At 37.0% G+C, this 16,255-nt stretch carries 15 protein-coding genes; all 15 read right to left on the bottom strand.

Annotation, left to right across the window (positions count from 1 at the left end):
- Window positions 1-523, bottom strand: a 523-nt coding sequence (locus DV417_RS06815) for a hemagglutinin repeat-containing protein (RefSeq protein WP_153063335.1), incomplete at its 3' end; no start/stop codon positions are given.
- A 195-nt stretch (window positions 524-718) separates the two neighbouring features.
- Complete coding sequence (locus tag DV417_RS06810) at window positions 719-1,156, bottom strand: hypothetical protein (RefSeq protein ID WP_118861117.1); 438 nt, start codon at window positions 1,154-1,156, stop codon at window positions 719-721.
- Window positions 1,157-1,375: 219 nt separating this feature from the next.
- The gene (locus DV417_RS06805; RefSeq protein WP_118816928.1) at window positions 1,376-1,936 is read right to left on the bottom strand and encodes an ankyrin repeat domain-containing protein; all 561 of its coding nucleotides are present in this window, start codon (window positions 1,934-1,936) and stop codon (window positions 1,376-1,378) included.
- Window positions 1,937-1,938: 2 nt separating this feature from the next.
- Window positions 1,939-2,160: a GH-E family nuclease gene (locus DV417_RS09680; protein ID WP_118879185.1), complete on the bottom strand. Its 222-nt coding sequence runs from the start codon at window positions 2,158-2,160 to the stop codon at window positions 1,939-1,941.
- Window positions 2,161-2,581: 421 nt separating this feature from the next.
- Window positions 2,582-2,773 carry a hypothetical protein gene (locus DV417_RS06790; RefSeq protein ID WP_153063334.1) on the bottom strand — a complete coding sequence of 64 codons (192 nt, stop codon included), beginning with the start codon at window positions 2,771-2,773 and terminating at the stop codon, window positions 2,582-2,584.
- A gap of 711 nt (window positions 2,774-3,484) precedes the next feature.
- The gene (locus tag DV417_RS06780; RefSeq protein ID WP_118879181.1) at window positions 3,485-3,727 is read right to left on the bottom strand and encodes a hypothetical protein; all 243 of its coding nucleotides are present in this window, start codon (window positions 3,725-3,727) and stop codon (window positions 3,485-3,487) included.
- The gene (locus tag DV417_RS06775) at window positions 3,727-4,176 is read right to left on the bottom strand and encodes a hypothetical protein (RefSeq protein WP_118879180.1); all 450 of its coding nucleotides are present in this window, start codon (window positions 4,174-4,176) and stop codon (window positions 3,727-3,729) included. The genes DV417_RS06780 and DV417_RS06775 overlap by 1 nt, the downstream gene beginning before the upstream one ends.
- Window positions 4,177-5,261: 1,085 nt before the next feature.
- Window positions 5,262-5,474, bottom strand: coding sequence for a hypothetical protein (locus tag DV417_RS06755; protein ID WP_118879177.1), 213 nt, complete (start codon window positions 5,472-5,474; stop codon window positions 5,262-5,264).
- A 76-nt stretch (window positions 5,475-5,550) separates the two neighbouring features.
- Entirely contained in the window at window positions 5,551-5,910 is a 360-nt protein-coding gene (locus DV417_RS06750; protein WP_118879176.1) for a hypothetical protein, read from the bottom strand.
- Between the two features lie 40 nt (window positions 5,911-5,950).
- Window positions 5,951-6,268, bottom strand: coding sequence for a hypothetical protein (locus DV417_RS09575; protein WP_239990487.1), 318 nt, complete (start codon window positions 6,266-6,268; stop codon window positions 5,951-5,953).
- A 244-nt stretch (window positions 6,269-6,512) separates the two neighbouring features.
- The gene (locus DV417_RS06740; protein WP_118879175.1) at window positions 6,513-8,978 is read right to left on the bottom strand and encodes a glycogen/starch/alpha-glucan phosphorylase; all 2,466 of its coding nucleotides are present in this window, start codon (window positions 8,976-8,978) and stop codon (window positions 6,513-6,515) included.
- 240 nt (window positions 8,979-9,218) lie between these two features.
- Complete coding sequence (gene glgA / locus DV417_RS06735) at window positions 9,219-10,649, bottom strand: glycogen synthase GlgA (protein WP_118879174.1); 1,431 nt, start codon at window positions 10,647-10,649, stop codon at window positions 9,219-9,221.
- A gap of 110 nt (window positions 10,650-10,759) precedes the next feature.
- The gene (gene glgC, locus DV417_RS06730; RefSeq protein WP_046949815.1) at window positions 10,760-12,061 is read right to left on the bottom strand and encodes a glucose-1-phosphate adenylyltransferase; all 1,302 of its coding nucleotides are present in this window, start codon (window positions 12,059-12,061) and stop codon (window positions 10,760-10,762) included.
- 22 nt (window positions 12,062-12,083) lie between these two features.
- On the bottom strand, window positions 12,084-14,060 hold the full coding sequence (gene glgX, locus DV417_RS06725; protein WP_118879173.1) for a glycogen debranching protein GlgX: 1,977 nt from the start codon (window positions 14,058-14,060) through the stop codon (window positions 12,084-12,086).
- Between the two features lie 3 nt (window positions 14,061-14,063).
- A complete protein-coding gene (gene glgB, locus DV417_RS06720) occupies window positions 14,064-16,253 on the bottom strand; it encodes a 1,4-alpha-glucan branching protein GlgB (protein WP_118879172.1) in 2,190 nt (729 codons plus the stop codon).
- Window positions 16,254-16,255 lie beyond the last annotated feature (2 nt).

The following is a 16,255-nucleotide window of genomic DNA, read 5'->3' as shown; positions in this document are numbered from 1 at the left end:
CTTTACCGCTCACCTGTGTGCCGACTTGAGTAACCGATTGTTGTTGGTCAAGACTGGTTTTGGTCGTTCTAGCAAGGCTGCCACTTTTCGTTTTGTGGAATTCTTCAAAATCACGGCTTTCTTTTGCACCATTCAATACAAGGTCATTTTTAGCAATAGCCATTAACTTCGCTTCGCTATCCAACTGTGCCCCTTCGGATAAAATATTTTTACCGGTTAGCTCAACATCACCTTTGCCTTTTATGCGGCTGACTACCGCTTCTTCCACTTTCTCATGACGGTAATGATTGCCTGCGCCCATTTTCTCATCAAAGCCCACTGAAAGTGCGGTCAGATTCATGTTATTTTTACTTTGAACAAGCGTGCTGCCATTGCCATCGTTAATAATATCTGCCCCTTTAGCGTTCAGATTATTTGATGAGAGTTGTAACTGTCCATTCTCTCCTTTTACATGGAAAAGTGCTTTACGACCAAGCGTGGTTTGCTGGCGTTGAAAACCAGATAACGCTATATTTTCCGGCAAACTTTATTCGTGAGCTTGCCTCGGGATTTTGCTAACTCCGGAACTATAATAGATTGTAATGGTACAAGCGTAGACGCTTGCACCATCAGGGTGGGTTTCAATGGAATCTTTTGTATCACTGCCGATTTCGTTTGACTGCTTTCGCTTTCCTGCTTGTTGCTTAAGGTGCTGAATACCTATTCCCTAAAACATTTTCTAAATGCTAACTGCCATTTCAACAACTAAATCTATTACATCCCCAGTTTTAAGCTCTTCAAGAATATAAAATATTGATACCTTTTTTCCTATTTTAAATAGTTTAAAGTCAGATTCATCATTTACATAAATACCAGATGACCATTTATTACCATTATCTAACATTAATTCAAATGAATTAAAGCCTCTAATATTATCTTGACCAGCTTTATATAATCTAATTATCTCTCCGTTAATAATCCTATTTGGCAACACCCCCTTTTTAATATTACCCCACCATTCATTAGAATTATATAAACCATATTTTCCTTTCAAACCAAATGGTTTATTGTTATCTAATGTTAATAATTGAACATTTCTTACATGTTCTTTATTTTTTAAATTATTCTGTTTTAAATCAAAAACAAGAATCATTGAACTATTTAACGATAAAAACATTACTTATCCTTATTTACTCTTTCAAAATTAATGATGTGAAATTATAAGGTTTACTTAAAATAAGCATCATTGAAAATAAAAAGCGCGGTCAATTTTTGAGAGGTTTAAAAACTCTTTGAAAAGAGACCGCACTTTGATATTTCCATTTTTCCAATCTACTGTAAATAATTAAAAATGAGCTTTATATAGCACACCTTTAAAATTTATTCCCAAAGTAAATTAAATGCCCTTTTTGGAATACTTTTCCATCAACTCAATCACCGGTTTAAATTTAGGATCTTGTGAACGATATTTTTTGATCCCTTCTAAAATACCATGCTGTCCAGTAAAGAAATCTACATCTCCCCCGTTATCTAGCATTAATTGAAGCAAATCCAGTCTTTCAGGGAAACCATTAATATAGGATAAAGGTGTAATTCCTCTTTCATTTGGTAAATTAGGGTTTGCACCAGCCTTAAGTAACGCTATCGCAGCATCAATATTTTTACCTCTTAACGCATAATGCAAAGGAGTCATTCCGTATATATCTTGCAAATTAACTGAAACATTATTCTCAATAAAAAATGGAATAGAAGGTGCTATAAAATCCTCTTTTGAGCATAAAAGTAATCCCATATGTAGCCAATTCCAGTTTTCTTTTTCTGACTTATATAAGATATCAAGTTTTTTCTCAACTAGAAAAATTCGCTTCAAGAATAAAACATCACCCTCTTGAATTGCCCTAATAGTCTCAAATTCTAGATCTGATTTTACTTCTCTATTTGTTGTTAATTCTGTCATTCTTACTTTCCTCTTTTAAAAAAGTTTTTCATATCAGTTATAATTGGATCTAATTTATCGTTTCCTGGCATCTCATTTCTATGACTACGATTTTCAGAACGATTCTCCAATCTAAAATTCTGCGGTCTAGCGTTAACGTAATCATTAAATTCCTGTCTTGTTAAACCCAATTGTTTAGCAGCCTCTTCTAATCTTCTATGCTCCCATCCTGGAATATGGCCTATATCAAACCCAAACGATGGCGCAAGCGTCCTCGCTTGTGCCTATCAACTAAAAGTGCGGTCAAAAAATTCAAAGAATTTTGAATATTGGCTCTGCCGATGGTTATGAGTAAAATTCACAATGTTTTTATTAAACAGCACCAGCGTGGACGCTGGCGCTATCATTGGGGTAATATTTATTTCTAACTTTGCCTTTAGTAATCTCTATAACGAAGATATGTTATTACAAAGTTTATTGATGATATAAGGATAATAAAACCAACCTCCTTTTTATTCATATTTTTAAAAAAAGACAATATATCAATAGAATAGAAATCAATACTATTATTTATGTTATAGAGCAACCTTGCAGCTAAAAACATAATAAACATAAAAATGACTCCAGATACTAGAGAAAAAATAAGAATATAAGTCATCTTTTTCATTATTTTTCCTCATTAGGTTTTGTATAGTAATTCTGAAAAACTCTATTACCTACCTCACTCATTGTTGAACCAGATATACTAGGAGCAATATCTCTTCTATATCCCCAGACGATGGCGCGGGTCTCCTGACGCAAGCCTAAAATATCAATTTCATTTAATGATGATTTTACTATTTTCATTAACAACTTCATTTTGTTTATTTTTAGTTAGATATAAGCACGCATTAGGAAACGCGCGCTATCTAGAGGTCATACGTATCTGTTAAAAAGTGCGGTCATTTTTTGAGAGGTTTTGCCCCCCCCACGATGGCGCAAGCGTCCTCGCTTGTGCCTATCAGCTAAAAGTGCGGTCACAAAATCCAAAGGATTTTGAACATTGGTTCTCCCAACGTTTATGGATAAAATTCGCAATTTTTTTATTAAACAGCACAAGCGTGGACGCTTGCGCCATCTATGCTGGATTCAACCAAAATGCTATCTCCTAATTCTATTTGAGATAAATATTGATAATAATATCAAAGGAGAACCCAATGAAAACAATTTAAAGCAAAAAACTATTATTTCTATTATCTCATCTAAAGAAATATAGCCTCCATTTATAACAAATGAAAATATTATTAAACCTAGTGAAAACACTAAAAAACAGCATGTAAAAATCAGTATTAAAAGAATAATAATTTGAAGAATTTTATTCATTATTAGGTACCCCCACCACGACGGCGCAAGCGTCCTCGCTTGTGCCTATCAACTAAAAGTGCGGTCAAAAAATTCAAAGATTTTTGAATATTGGCTCTGCCGATGGTTATGAGTAAAATTCACAATGTTTTTATTAAACAGCACCAGCGTGAACGCTGGCGCTATCATTGGGGCCTTTCTTCTAAAAGATGCCTAGAAAAAGTATTATTAATTCCCATTCCCCCTCCTTTTTTTCTTTATTTTATTAGCAATATTTTTTTCTTCTTTTTTTAGATAATTTCCAAAATATATAGCTAATATCATAGAAAAGAAGAAAAAAGGGAATATATACTTTATAACAAATGAAATTTCTGCAGGATATGCTCTTAAATACATCATTATAGAAAGTAACACTGTCATAATAATTGAAGAAAAAAAAGCCTTTTTAAGAATAGCAATTATCTCTCTCATTATTTATTCTCCTCATTATTATTTCTATCTTTCCAAGCTTCTATACCTTTGTTAGCTGCTCCAACAACTATACGTTTTATATTTTCATTTTTTATAACTTTATCCGCAGATTTTGATATAGCAAAAGATGTTGTCGTATCTCCAATTGATTCTCCAAATGATTTCCCCTCTGCCAATCCCTTAGTAACATCTAGACCAAATCCTAGTCTATCTCCAGCCTTTAAAGTAATGGTCGAATAAGTTGAGTCAATAACGACTTTCCCTCCACTTTGGAGAATATTATTGCCATTGATTTCTTTTTGACCAGTAGCATAAGGGATCGTTTCTGCAGCTGTATTTATCCCTGCTTCAATACCAAATGCAACTTTATATGGACGAGGGATTGCCTTATAACCAGCCGCAACATCCTTACCTACCTCTCCTGCTACATACCTCATAGCAGATGCCATTTGACTCCCTTCTGCAACAACTTGATTACCTAATCTCGCTGTTGCCCCCAGTATTGGCTTAGCCCCCGTATATAAACTCGGTAAACTATAGACAAAATTTGCTGTTTCTTTAAAACTCTTTGAAAATTGACCACACTTTATATCTAGATATTTAAAATTTTATGCTATCCAAATATCCCTCTGGGTAACCAAAACACTACTAGCTAATTCATTTAGCTTTCAGTATTCGACCTAAATAAAAACAAAATAAGAGAGAGATAAATACTATAGGAAAAAAATCCAATACTTTTAATATATTAACCTTACTAAAGTCAAAGTTAAACTTTGATAATACAAACAAATATGTTATAGCTAATGTAAATATCGACATTTTAAATATATTGAAAAAATCACTTTTATTCATTTCAATCCTTTAATAATCTTATATTAGATTCATTCAACTTAAATTAATAAAGATGGGTTTGGATTATCTTTTTAGGCTTCCACCATTTTCAATAAACAACAATAACCTATAATTTTTTTAAATAAAAGACAAATACACAAAATATAAACACTAATGGAAACGAACTTAGTATATTTAAAATATCCACATTATGAAAATCAAATCCATTCTTTATGAGAGCCATGAAATACATTCCTAAATCTATTAAAACAGAAACTTTAAGTACTTTAATAAAATCACTTTTTCTCATTGGATTCTTCCTTATTATAAGTATCGTAAAAATTCTCAAATGAGTTAGTCATAATCTATCTAATTATTGTAGACACTCCTCAGTTAGACTCCTATCTACCATTTTTCAGAAAACGACTAAGATAAAAACCAACTAATACACAAACAAATGATGTGGGATACCACTTTAATATAGGTAATATTTTAATTTTAGTAAAATCAAAATTAAACTTATATAGAGAATATAAAGTTGCCATAAGAATCAAAAATATTGACATTTTTATAATCTCAATAAAATCATTTTTTTTCATTATTTTCTTTTCCTAATGTATCATAAACTTTATCAAAAGCGTTTGTACTAGTCTCTCTTAAATATGGTGTTGCAAAGCTATTACCAAGCTTAGCTTCTATAACACTACCAACTAAATTGCTTCCCACCGTCTTTAGCCCAATCAACAGTCACTCCAAGCCCAATAACAGGAAGTATTGGCATACCTGTAGTTGCTCCAGCTGAAAAGAATGAATATCCAACCTCTTTAGTAGATTTCAATAAATTATCTCTTGTTAACGACTTCCCATTAGCATAATCATTAGCCTCGAAACCTGCTTTAATACCTCCAGCTACCACGGCATTAGCTAAAGCTACTTTTGAGAGGTTTTAAAATTCTTTGAATATTGACCGCACTTTTAAGCACCTTTGTTAATTACTGCCAAGGCTTAGCATCAGGTTTACTGTGTTTTTTTCGCCATTGAATACATTCAGGCCTATTCCACATTAGTGTATTTTCACAAACAGGTCCGCCTTTTAAATACCAGCCTTTTTTCTCTAAACAAAGATTCACCTCTGGATCATCACTTTCACCGGTAACAAAATCCATACCGCAATCCTTCATATCTTTTTTCCTTCTATCAAGGTATTTTGTTAAAACATTAGGATCTGAATCAGGAAATAATGCATCTGCATTATGCAAACGCCAATGATAGTATGGAGGCGCTGGTTTAAAACCACCAAAAGAGCACCCGCTTAGAATTAATATTAAAAATATAGAAAATAGTACTTTCATTTTATTTCTCCTTCGCTTTATTTAATTCAAAAATAGTTCTTTAATTACCCATTTTAAGATCTCCCTCATTTCTATATCCATCAGTAACGCATTGTTGTTGCCCTAGTCCATGGCAATTATGTACTGATGAACATTCATCACTAAATATATCTGCTATTCGCTGTAACCAGCTTTTATTCAGATTATTTTCAGATGTCGTTGCAGGGTTTCCTCCCAATAAAATCGGCATACTACTTACTGGGTCACTAGCATGATTCTCAATCCGAATTGAACCATTTGAAGTTGTTCTTTCTTTACCCGTTTGCAATTGACTTAAATAACCATCCGCTCTTGTTACATCGGCTGCAGGACCAACCATTTTAATTGTCGTACCTGAAAGTAGCTTTTTAGCTCTGTTATCTTCTGTATTTAGCGCTTTTAATGCATTACTTATGTTAATGTACCACGACTATGCACTCCAATATAAAGCTTTTGTTTTCCATATTGCCCCATAAAGGTTACATTGGTAATTTCTGTTATTTTTCATTAGTTTAAATATAAAAAAATCTGCATCAAACTCGGGCTTGATGCAGATAATTTGTTTATTGGCTATTAATATAAAATTAATCACCTAATTGAACAGGCTCAACTTTCCAAATTCTCTCTGCGTACTCTTTAATCGTGCGGTCAGATGAGAAGAAGCCCATATTCACGATATTTTGAATGGTGCTTTCAATCCATTTGTCGCGTTGTTTGTATTTTTCATCTACGACTTTTTGAGTTTCTACATAACTACGGAAATCAGCGAAGGCTTGATAATAATCGTGGTATTGCAAGCCTTGTAATAGTTGATGATAACGTTGAGGATCTTCTGGTGAGAATTTACCTTCAATAATTTGATCCACGACTGTGCGTAATTGAGCATCATTTTGATAGTATTCAAATGAGCGGTATCCTTCACGACGAAGTTGTTCCACTTGTTCTACCGTATTACCGAAGATGAAAATGTGATTTTCGCCCACGTTTTCTAAGATTTCCACGTTTGCACCGTCAAGTGTACCGAGTGTCAATGCACCGTTTAGGGCAAACTTCATATTACTGGTGCCAGAAGCCTCTGTACCTGCAAGTGAAATTTGCTCTGAAATATCCGCTGCTGGAATAATCAACTGGGCAAGGCTTACGCTGTAATTTGGAATAAATACAACTTTTAAACGGCCTTTCAAACGCTCATCGTTGTTGATTACATTCGCCACATCATTGATTAAATGGATTGTTTGTTTCGCAGCATAATAAGCCGAAGCTGCTTTACCAGCTAAAATAAATACACGCGGTTGCCAATCTTGTTCAGGATGAGCAAGCATTTCATTGTAGCGAGCAATAATATGCAATACGTTCAACATTTGACGTTTATATTCGTGAATACGTTTGACTTGAACATCAAATAACGCATGTGGATCAAGTTCAACACCTAATTCAGATTTCACATATTCCGCCAATTTCACTTTGTTCGCAAATTTAATATCCGCAATCGCTTCTTTAAATGCTTTTTCTTGCGTAAATGGTTTAAGTTTTTCGATTTGACTTAAATCACAACGCCATTCTGAACCAATATATTTATCGAATAAGTCTGCTAATTGTGGATTCGCAACGGCTAACCAACGACGAGGGGTAATACCGTTCGTTACATTGGTAAAGCGTTCTGGGAAAATACGAGCAAAATCTGCAAAGGTTGAAGTCACCATTAAATCAGAATGGATTTCTGCTACACCGTTGATTTTGTGTGAACCTACAACAGACAACCATCCCATACGCACTTTACGTTGATAACCTTCTTCAATCAATGAAACACGACGAATAAAATCGTTATCTGTGGTGACGTAAGAACGAACATACTCTAAGAAATGATCATTGATTTCAAAAATCATCTGTAAGTGACGTGGCAAAATTTTTGCCATCATTTCAACTGGCCAAGTTTCTAATGCTTCTGACATAAGGGTATGGCAAGTATAAGAGAAAATGTTACGCGTCATCTCCCAGGCTTTTTTCCATTCAAAACCTTCGTCGTCCACTAAAATTCGCATTAATTCAGGAATTGCTAAAGCTGGGTGTGTGTCATTTAAATGAATTGCCACTTTATCAGCCAAGTTTTCAAGGCTATCGTGCGTACGTTTGTGACGGCGTAAAATATCTTGAAGTGATGCAGAGACTAAGAAATACTCTTGACGTAAACGCAATTCGCGGCCATTCCAAGTTGAATCATCAGGATAAAGTACACGTGATAAGTTTTTATTTGCGGAGTGTTCTTCTAATGCGGCTAAATGTTCGCCGCGGTTGAAGTCGGCAAGGTTAAACACTTCACCTGCGTGTGCAGACCATAAACGTAATGTCGCAGCAGAATTATTTTGATAACCCGGAATCATTTGATCGTAAGCAAGTGCGGTCACTTTTTCGGTATCTTGCCAAATACATTTTTTACCTTCGAAATGAATGTTTCCACCAAATTCTACGGTAAAGCGTTTAGATGGGCGAATAAACTCCCAAGGTGCACCTTTTTCAAGCCATGCATCTGGGCACTCAACTTGCTGACCATTTTCGATTTTTTGGCGGAACATACCATATTCATAACGAATACCATAACCCATACCAGGTAAACCAAGGGTCGCAATAGAATCCATAAAACAAGCTGCTAGACGGCCTAAACCGCCATTACCCAAGCCAGGATCAACTTCTTTTTCTAAAACTTCTTCTAAGTCCACATTTAATTCAGATAAGGCTTCTTGTGCTAATCCATAAATACCTTCTGCAATCATGGCATTAGAAAGGGTACGTCCAATTAAGAATTCCATTGAAAGGTAGTAAACACGGCGAGCATCTTCTGCTCGAGTTTGGCGAGCTGTGGTAATCCACCCTTCTGTTACTAAGTCACGCACAGCGTGGAGTGTTGCGTTAAGCCAATCGCGTTGGCTCGCTTCACGCGGTGATCGACCAATTAAAAAAATAAGCTTATAAACAATTGATTTTTTGATTGCCTCAACAGTCATTTGTGGGCGATTGTATAGGAATGGAGAATCAAAATTATCCATTATCATAAGTAAAACCTCGGTTTGAATGTTAAAAAATTATCAATAATAAAAGAGATGTTGATTTAAAAATTCACGCACATTTCAAAAAATCAATCGAAATAGACCGCTCTTTGTATCCGAGAACCTTTATACCTCTAATAAATTCGTTCAAATTTTATGCTTATCTTGTCAAAAAACAAGCATAATCACAGAGCTTGCAACAATAATCTACAAACAGACTGTTGCCCTTAACGTTTATAAATAAAACTACAAACGTTCATAAAGTGCACGATATTGTTCTGCTGCTTTACGCCAGCTAAAATCTTGTGCCATTGCATTCGCTCGCAATGCTGACCAAACTCTCGGTTTTTGCCAAATATCAAACGCTTGTTGAATGCTTCTGCGTAAATCTTCAGCTGTTGCTTGCTCGAACACAAAACCAGTTGCCGTGCGATCTTTAATATTTTCCGGTGTGCTATCCACCACCGTATCGGCTAAACCACCCGTTTTACGAACAAGAGGAAGTGTGCCATATTTCAAGCCATAAAGTTGTGTTAAGCCACAAGGCTCAAAACGGCTTGGCACTAAAATCACATCACCACCTGCCACTAATAAATGTGACAGTGTTTCATCGTAACCAATTTTAACTGCAACATTTTGTGGATAACGTTCAGCAAGCTCACGAATACTTTGTTCAAAGTGCGGTGCGCCAGAACCTAAAATCATCAACTGGCCGCCTTGTTTTACAATTTCATCCGCACTTTCAATCAATAAATCCACGCCTTTTTGCTCGGTTAATCGGGTTACCATCACAAATGCCAATGCATTTTCATCTTGCGGTAAATTAAAATAAGCTTGCAGTTCAGCTTTATTCTGTTTTTTACCTGCCATATGTTTCAATTTGTAACGATGCTGAATATATTGATCGGCATTTGGATGCCAAATATTTTCATCTACACCATTAAGAATCCCCACTAAACGCCCTTGAGATTTTAAACCAGAAAGTAAACCTTCCAAGCCATAGGCAAATTCAGGTGTTGTAATCTCTTTGGCATAAGTCGGGCTTACTGCTGTGCTCGCATCGGAGTAAAATAAGCCAGCTTTTAAATAGGAAATCTGTCCAAATAACTCTAAACCATCAACATTAAACATGCCTGCAGGCAAGCCAATTTCAAATAAATGCTGATAATGAAATTGTCCTTTATACGCTAAATTGTGGATCGTAAATACGGATTTTGCTGGGCGACCTTTATTAAATAAGTAAGCGGCACATAAACCTGCATGCCAATCATGAGCATGAACGACGTCTGCACGCCACCAGCTATCTAAACCAGTAGATAATTCAGCGCCAACCCAACCTAGTAAGGCAAAACGTTTATAGTTATCACCATAATCATTATAGTAACAATCGTGATATGGATTCCCCTCACGCGCATATAAATGTGGTGCATCGATTAAATAAATACCCACGCCATTATATTCGCCGTAGCGCAACACAACATGTCCCGCAAAATTATCAAATTCAGCCACAACTTGTGTATTAGGAATACCGGCAGAAATAGCTGGATAAGCAGGCAATAAAATACGTGCATCAAGCCCTATTTGATTTTGGGCTTGCGGCAAAGCCCCTAAAACATCGGCTAAACCGCCTGTTTTGAGGAGTGGATAAAATTCTGAGCAAACGTGTAAAACTTTCATTTAATTTTTATTTTCCCTATAAAACATAAATAATGCTCGATCAACTCTCCTCTTTAGAAAAGAGGGGATTACAAAGTGCGGTCAAAATTTACCGCACTTTTTTTTCATTATTAATCTAAATGCTCTTCAGATACGACTTCTTCCCCTTCTAATTTTTTCAGCATTTTCGGGGTAACTAGAATTACTTTACCAGTTGAACTGATACGGAAACGTTTTTTATCTTCTTCCATATTCACACCAATTTCCATGCCATCAGGAATGATACATTCACGGTCGAGAATACAGTTTTTCAATATACAATTCTTACCGATTTTAACTTGTGGTAATACCACGCAATGATCCACTTTTGAGAAAGCATCAATTTTAACGCGATCGAATAGCACGGAATTACTGATAGAGGCATCAGTAATCACGCAACCGCCGCCAATTAAAGAATTATCGACTGGATGAACATTTGAATTTTTGTAGAAGAATTTTGACGGGTAAGCTTGAATTGGATTACCGCGAATTGGCCAACTTTGATCATAAATATCAAGCTGTGGATTTTCAGATACTAAATCGATATTAGATTGCCAGAAGCTATCTAATGTACCCACATCACGCCAATAAATTTCACCTTCAGTATTACGTCCCATGCAAGAACGGCTGAAAGGATGCGCATAAAGGGTTTCTTCTGCTAAACATTTTGGTAATACATCTTTACCAAAATCGTGGCTAGTTTGTGGTGTATTGACTTCTCTCTCCAACATTTTGTAAAGATAATCCGCATCAAACACATAAATCCCCATTGATGCGAGTGAAATATCAGGTTTACCTACCATTGCCGGTGGATCTTTTGGTTTTTCAACAAAGGCTTTGACTTTTAAATTTTCGTTTACCGCCATGACACCAAATTCATGTGCTTCAGAGCGTGGTACTTCAATACAACCCACCGTACATTTTGCACCACTGTTCACATGGTCCATCAACATGACGCTATAGTCTTGTTTATAAATATGGTCACCTGCCAAGATTAAAACATATTTAGGGCGATAGTGATCACGAATAATCGCCATATTTTGATAAACAGCATCCGCCGTACCACGATACCAAGTTGAATCATCAATTTGTTGACGAGCAGGAAGCATATCAACAAACTCCCCTTTTTCTTGTGGTAAGAAAGACCAACCTGTTTGCAAATGACGAAGTAAAGAGTGAGCTGCATATTGAGTCACTACCCCAATTCGGTTTAAACCAGAGTTAATACAGTTAGAAAGTGCAAAGTCAATAATACGGCGATTACCACCAAAATAAAGGGCGGGTTTTGCACGTTTATCCGTAAGTTCATGCAAGCGTGAACCACGTCCACCCGCAAGAATAAGCACCAAAGTATTTTTAACTAAATCATATTTGTTAAGGTCGCCAGCTTTCATAAGGATCTCCATAGTCTTATAGTTATTCGTCACTCAGCATACAAAAGCCCATTGAGCTAAGCTCTGCTTGTTGTGCATCGAGGGTTAAATTATGTGTGCCGATTTGAGGTTTCCATTTTCCATCAGGTAAGCGAAACACCTGCCCTTCGGCTTTGGCATTAATCAATAAAAGACAATGCTTATCTAAAACTACTTGTAATGCTTTGGTTTGTTGATTTTGCCAATCGTCAACTGTTATCTGGTTACCGTGAATGTTAAGCCATTGCACATTGTCACCTGACCACCATTGATTCCGATTTAAACTACCAATTTGCTTACGCGCTGCAATCGTTTGCTTGGTAAGTTCAAATAATTCCTTGTTAAAATTTGCCCATTTCAGCCAAGTAATTTCGTTATCTTGGCAATAGGCATTATTGTTACCATATTGAGTGTTGCCGAACTCATCGCCTGCCAAAAGCATAGGCGTGCCATTTGAAAGCAATAAACTCATTAATAATCCGCTTTGTGCAAAAGTGCGGTTATTTTCTACCGCACTTTTTTGCGGTTCAGAAAGGGATTCAGTAGAACCTTCTACCCCATGGTTATAACTGTAATTTTCATTGCGGCCATCACGATTTTCTTCACCATTCGCTTCGTTATGTTTTTGGTTATAACTCACTAAATCTTGCATGACGAAACCATCATGGGCGGTAATAAAATTAAGCGTTGTGTGTGGCAAGCGATCATTTTTCTTAAATAAATCGCTAGAACCTGCAAAGCGTTCTGCAAATGCGCCGATTTCACCACTTTTCCATAACCAAAAACGGCAAAGATCATCACGGAAACGATCATTCCATTCAGCAAAGTAACTTGGGAAATTTCCGACTTGATAGCCGTAATGTCCGATATCCCAAGGCTCTGCAATCAATTTAATATTTTGTAAACTTGGCTCATTTTTTATGTCAGTAAAAAGCTGAGCTTGTGCATTAAAATCTGGTGTATCACGCCCAAGCACGGAGGCTAAATCAAATCGAAAACCATCAACATGACACTGTTCAGCCCAATAACATAAACAATCTACGACCCATTTTCGCCCAACATCAGAGGATAAATTGAGCATATTGCCGCAGCCTGTCCAATTGATATAACGCCCTTGATCGTTGCGCCAATAGTAAGTTTGATCATCAATACCACGCTGGCAAAATGTTGGGTAAGTTTGCTCTGATTCTGCAGAATGGTTAAATACCACATCTAAAATAACTTCAATACCCGCTTTGTGAAGCGCCTTCACCATCAATTTAAATTCAGCTAATGGATTATTTGTTGCCGCATATTTAGGTTCCACCGCAAACATGGCTAAGGGATTGTATCCCCAATAATTTTGTAATCCTCGTGCCTGTAAGTGCGGTTCATTTATATAAAAATTTACAGGCAGCAACTCCACTGCTGTCACGCCTAATTCTTTTAAATAAGCTAAATTGATAGGATGACTTAAGCCCGCATAGGTGCCCCGTAATTCAGCAGGAATCTTGTCGTTAAGTTGGCTAAAACCTTTAACGTGCAATTCATACACAATGGTTTCCGCCCAAGGCGTATTGAGTGCTGTATCATTTTCCCAATCAAAATCTTCTGAAATAATCACCGCTCTTGGCGCAATATGAGCATTATCGCGATGATCACTCATTAAGAACCAAGAACGACTTTCTCCGGTAATTAAATCAGGTTTACCATTCACCGCCTTCGCATAAGGATCGAGCATTAATTTATTTGGATTGGCATGTTCACCGTAAATGCGGAATCCATATTCTGCCCCAATCGCAACACCTGCTACAGCTAAATGCCATATATTATTTGTGCGAACCATAGGAAAGCACGTTTCCTTATCGCCATCAAACAGGCAAAGTTCAACACCACTCGCCGCAGCAGAGAACAGTGCAAAATTAGTCACCTTCACGCCATTCTCTGTGAATATTGAATAGCCCATTGGCGCTGGTTTGCCGTTGTTATAAATCGTAAACATATCTTACAAATTGTATTTCAAATAAAGTGTCGCCAACGGTGGAATAGAAATCGAAATGGAATTTTCTCGTCCATGGCTTTCAATTTCTTCACTTGTTACATAGCCAAAATTGCCCACATTGGAGCCTTGATAATACATAGAATCAGTATTCAGAATTTCTTCATAAGTGCCTGCAACATTTACCCCAATACGGTAATTATGGCGAGGCACTGGTGTGAAGTTGCTGATGACAATAATTCGCTCACCATTTGAACTACGACGCTCAAAAGCAAATACAGAATTTGCCGCATCATCAACGACAAGCCAATCAAAGCCTTCAGGTGAATAATCCAGTTCAAAGAGCGGTGAGTTTTCTCGGTAAATATGATTCAAATCTTTTACTAATTTCAATACGCCTTTATGCCAGCCACCACCGATATTTTCATCAAGCAAGAACCAGTCCAAACTTTCTTCGTAATTCCACTCACGACCTTGAGCAAATTCATTGCCCATAAAGAGCAATTTTTTACCCGGGTGCCCCCACATATAGCCGTAGTAAGCACGTAAGTTCGCAAATTTTTGCCATGCGTCTCCCGGCATTTTATCGAGGAGCGAATATTTGCCATGCACCACTTCATCATGCGAAAGCGGTAGCACAAAGTTTTCGCTGTATTGATACATCATCCCAAAGGTCATTTTATTGTGATGATATTGGCGGTAAATTGGGTCAAGCTGCATATAGGCGAGCGTATCGTTCATCCAGCCCATATTCCATTTAAAATTAAAGCCCAATCCACCGTTTTCACTCGGGTGCGTCACACCAGCAAAAGAGGTAGATTCTTCCGCAATAGAAATCGCACCAGCCATTTCACTGTGGATTTTCCAGTTGGTATGTTTTAAAAATTCAATAGCTTCTAAGTTTTCTCGTCCGCCGTATTGATTTGGAATCCACTCACCTTCCGCACGGCTGTAATCGCGGTAAATCATCGAAGCCACAGCATCCACGCGAATACCATCTACGCCAAAGCGTTCAAGCCAATACAGAGCATTACTGGATAAGAAATTTTTGACCTCATTACGCCCATAGTTATAAATCAAGGTATTCCAATCTTGATGATAGCCTTCGCGAGGGTCTTCATGTTCATACAAGGCTGTGCCATCAAATGCAACTAAACCATGGGTATCGCTTGGGAAGTGACCTGGCACCCAATCTAAAATCACATTAATTCCTGAATCATGTGCACGTTTTACTAAACGACGGAATGCCTCAGGTGAGCCAAAGCGACTGGTTGGCGAATAAAGTCCAAGTGGTTGATAGCCCCAAGAACCATCAAACGGAAATTCAGAAAGCGGTAAAAATTCTATATGGGTGAAGCCCATATCTTTTACATAAGGAATTAATTCATCAGCAATTTGATCGTAATCTAGCCAAAAATTGTTTTCTAAATTACGACGCCAAGATCCTAAATGCACTTCATAAATGGAAATCGGTTGATTCGCTTGATTTGCTTGACGACGTTGTTCCGTCATTTCCACTACATTTGGTAATGCACTGACTTGCGATGCTGTATCAGGGCGAAGTTGCGAACTAAAGGCAAAGGGATCGGCTTTCAAACGAAGATTGCCATGACAATCAATTAATTCAAACTTATAGAGCTGTCCTAAACTGGCTTTTGGTAAAAAGAGCTCCCACACACCACTTTTTAGATGAAAACGCATAGGATGACGGCGACCATCCCAATAATTGAAATCACCCACAATAGAAACTCGTCTTGCATTAGGTGCCCACAAGCGGAAATTCACCCCGCTCACACCATCACATTCCATAAAATGCGCACCAAGTATTTCATATGGGCGAAGCATAGAACCTTCAGAAAGTAGCCATTGTTCTAAATCATCAATCATAGGATGAAAACGATAAGGATCTTCGACTATTTGCGATTCATTTCCCCAAAAAACCTGTAATTGATAAGCAAAAAAATGACGACAAGTTGGAATAACACCAACAAAAAAACCACGCTCATCGACACAATCCAGTTCCGTTATTTCTTTACCACTTTCACGCTCAATTACCACCACTCGATTGGCATCTGGCAATAACGTACGAATTTCAATTCCTTGCTCGGTTTCGTGCATACCAAGCGTAGCAAAAGGATCGCCATTGCTCGCATCAAAAAAACCATCAATAATTGCTTGGGTTACTGCGGTTGTCATAT

The organism is Haemophilus haemolyticus, from assembly GCF_003490935.1.
GTDB classification, from domain to species: Bacteria; Pseudomonadota; Gammaproteobacteria; order Enterobacterales; family Pasteurellaceae; genus Haemophilus; species Haemophilus haemolyticus_M.
This window is presented reverse-complemented; position numbering and strand designations above follow the sequence as displayed.

Excerpts from the sequence above, each read along its gene's own strand:
- DV417_RS06810 (WP_118861117.1), bottom strand. The coding sequence starts at position 1,156 with ATGTTTTTATCGTTAAATAGTTCAATGATTCTTGTTTTTGATTTAAAA.
- DV417_RS06805 (WP_118816928.1), bottom strand. The coding sequence starts at position 1,936 with ATGACAGAATTAACAACAAATAGAGAAGTAAAATCAGATCTAGAATTT.
- DV417_RS06790 (WP_153063334.1), bottom strand. The coding sequence starts at position 2,773 with ATGAAGTTGTTAATGAAAATAGTAAAATCATCATTAAATGAAATTGAT.
- DV417_RS06780 (WP_118879181.1), bottom strand. The coding sequence starts at position 3,727 with ATGAGAGAGATAATTGCTATTCTTAAAAAGGCTTTTTTTTCTTCAATT.
- DV417_RS06775 (WP_118879180.1), bottom strand. The coding sequence starts at position 4,176 with ATGGCATCTGCTATGAGGTATGTAGCAGGAGAGGTAGGTAAGGATGTT.
- DV417_RS06750 (WP_118879176.1), bottom strand. The coding sequence starts at position 5,910 with ATGAAAGTACTATTTTCTATATTTTTAATATTAATTCTAAGCGGGTGC.
- DV417_RS09575 (WP_239990487.1), bottom strand. The coding sequence starts at position 6,268 with ATGGTTGGTCCTGCAGCCGATGTAACAAGAGCGGATGGTTATTTAAGT.
- DV417_RS06740 (WP_118879175.1), bottom strand. The coding sequence starts at position 8,978 with ATGATAATGGATAATTTTGATTCTCCATTCCTATACAATCGCCCACAA.
- glgA (WP_118879174.1), bottom strand. The coding sequence starts at position 10,649 with ATGAAAGTTTTACACGTTTGCTCAGAATTTTATCCACTCCTCAAAACA.
- glgC (WP_046949815.1), bottom strand. The coding sequence starts at position 12,061 with ATGAAAGCTGGCGACCTTAACAAATATGATTTAGTTAAAAATACTTTG.
- glgX (WP_118879173.1), bottom strand. The coding sequence starts at position 14,060 with ATGTTTACGATTTATAACAACGGCAAACCAGCGCCAATGGGCTATTCA.
- glgB (WP_118879172.1), bottom strand. The coding sequence starts at position 16,253 with ATGACAACCGCAGTAACCCAAGCAATTATTGATGGTTTTTTTGATGCG.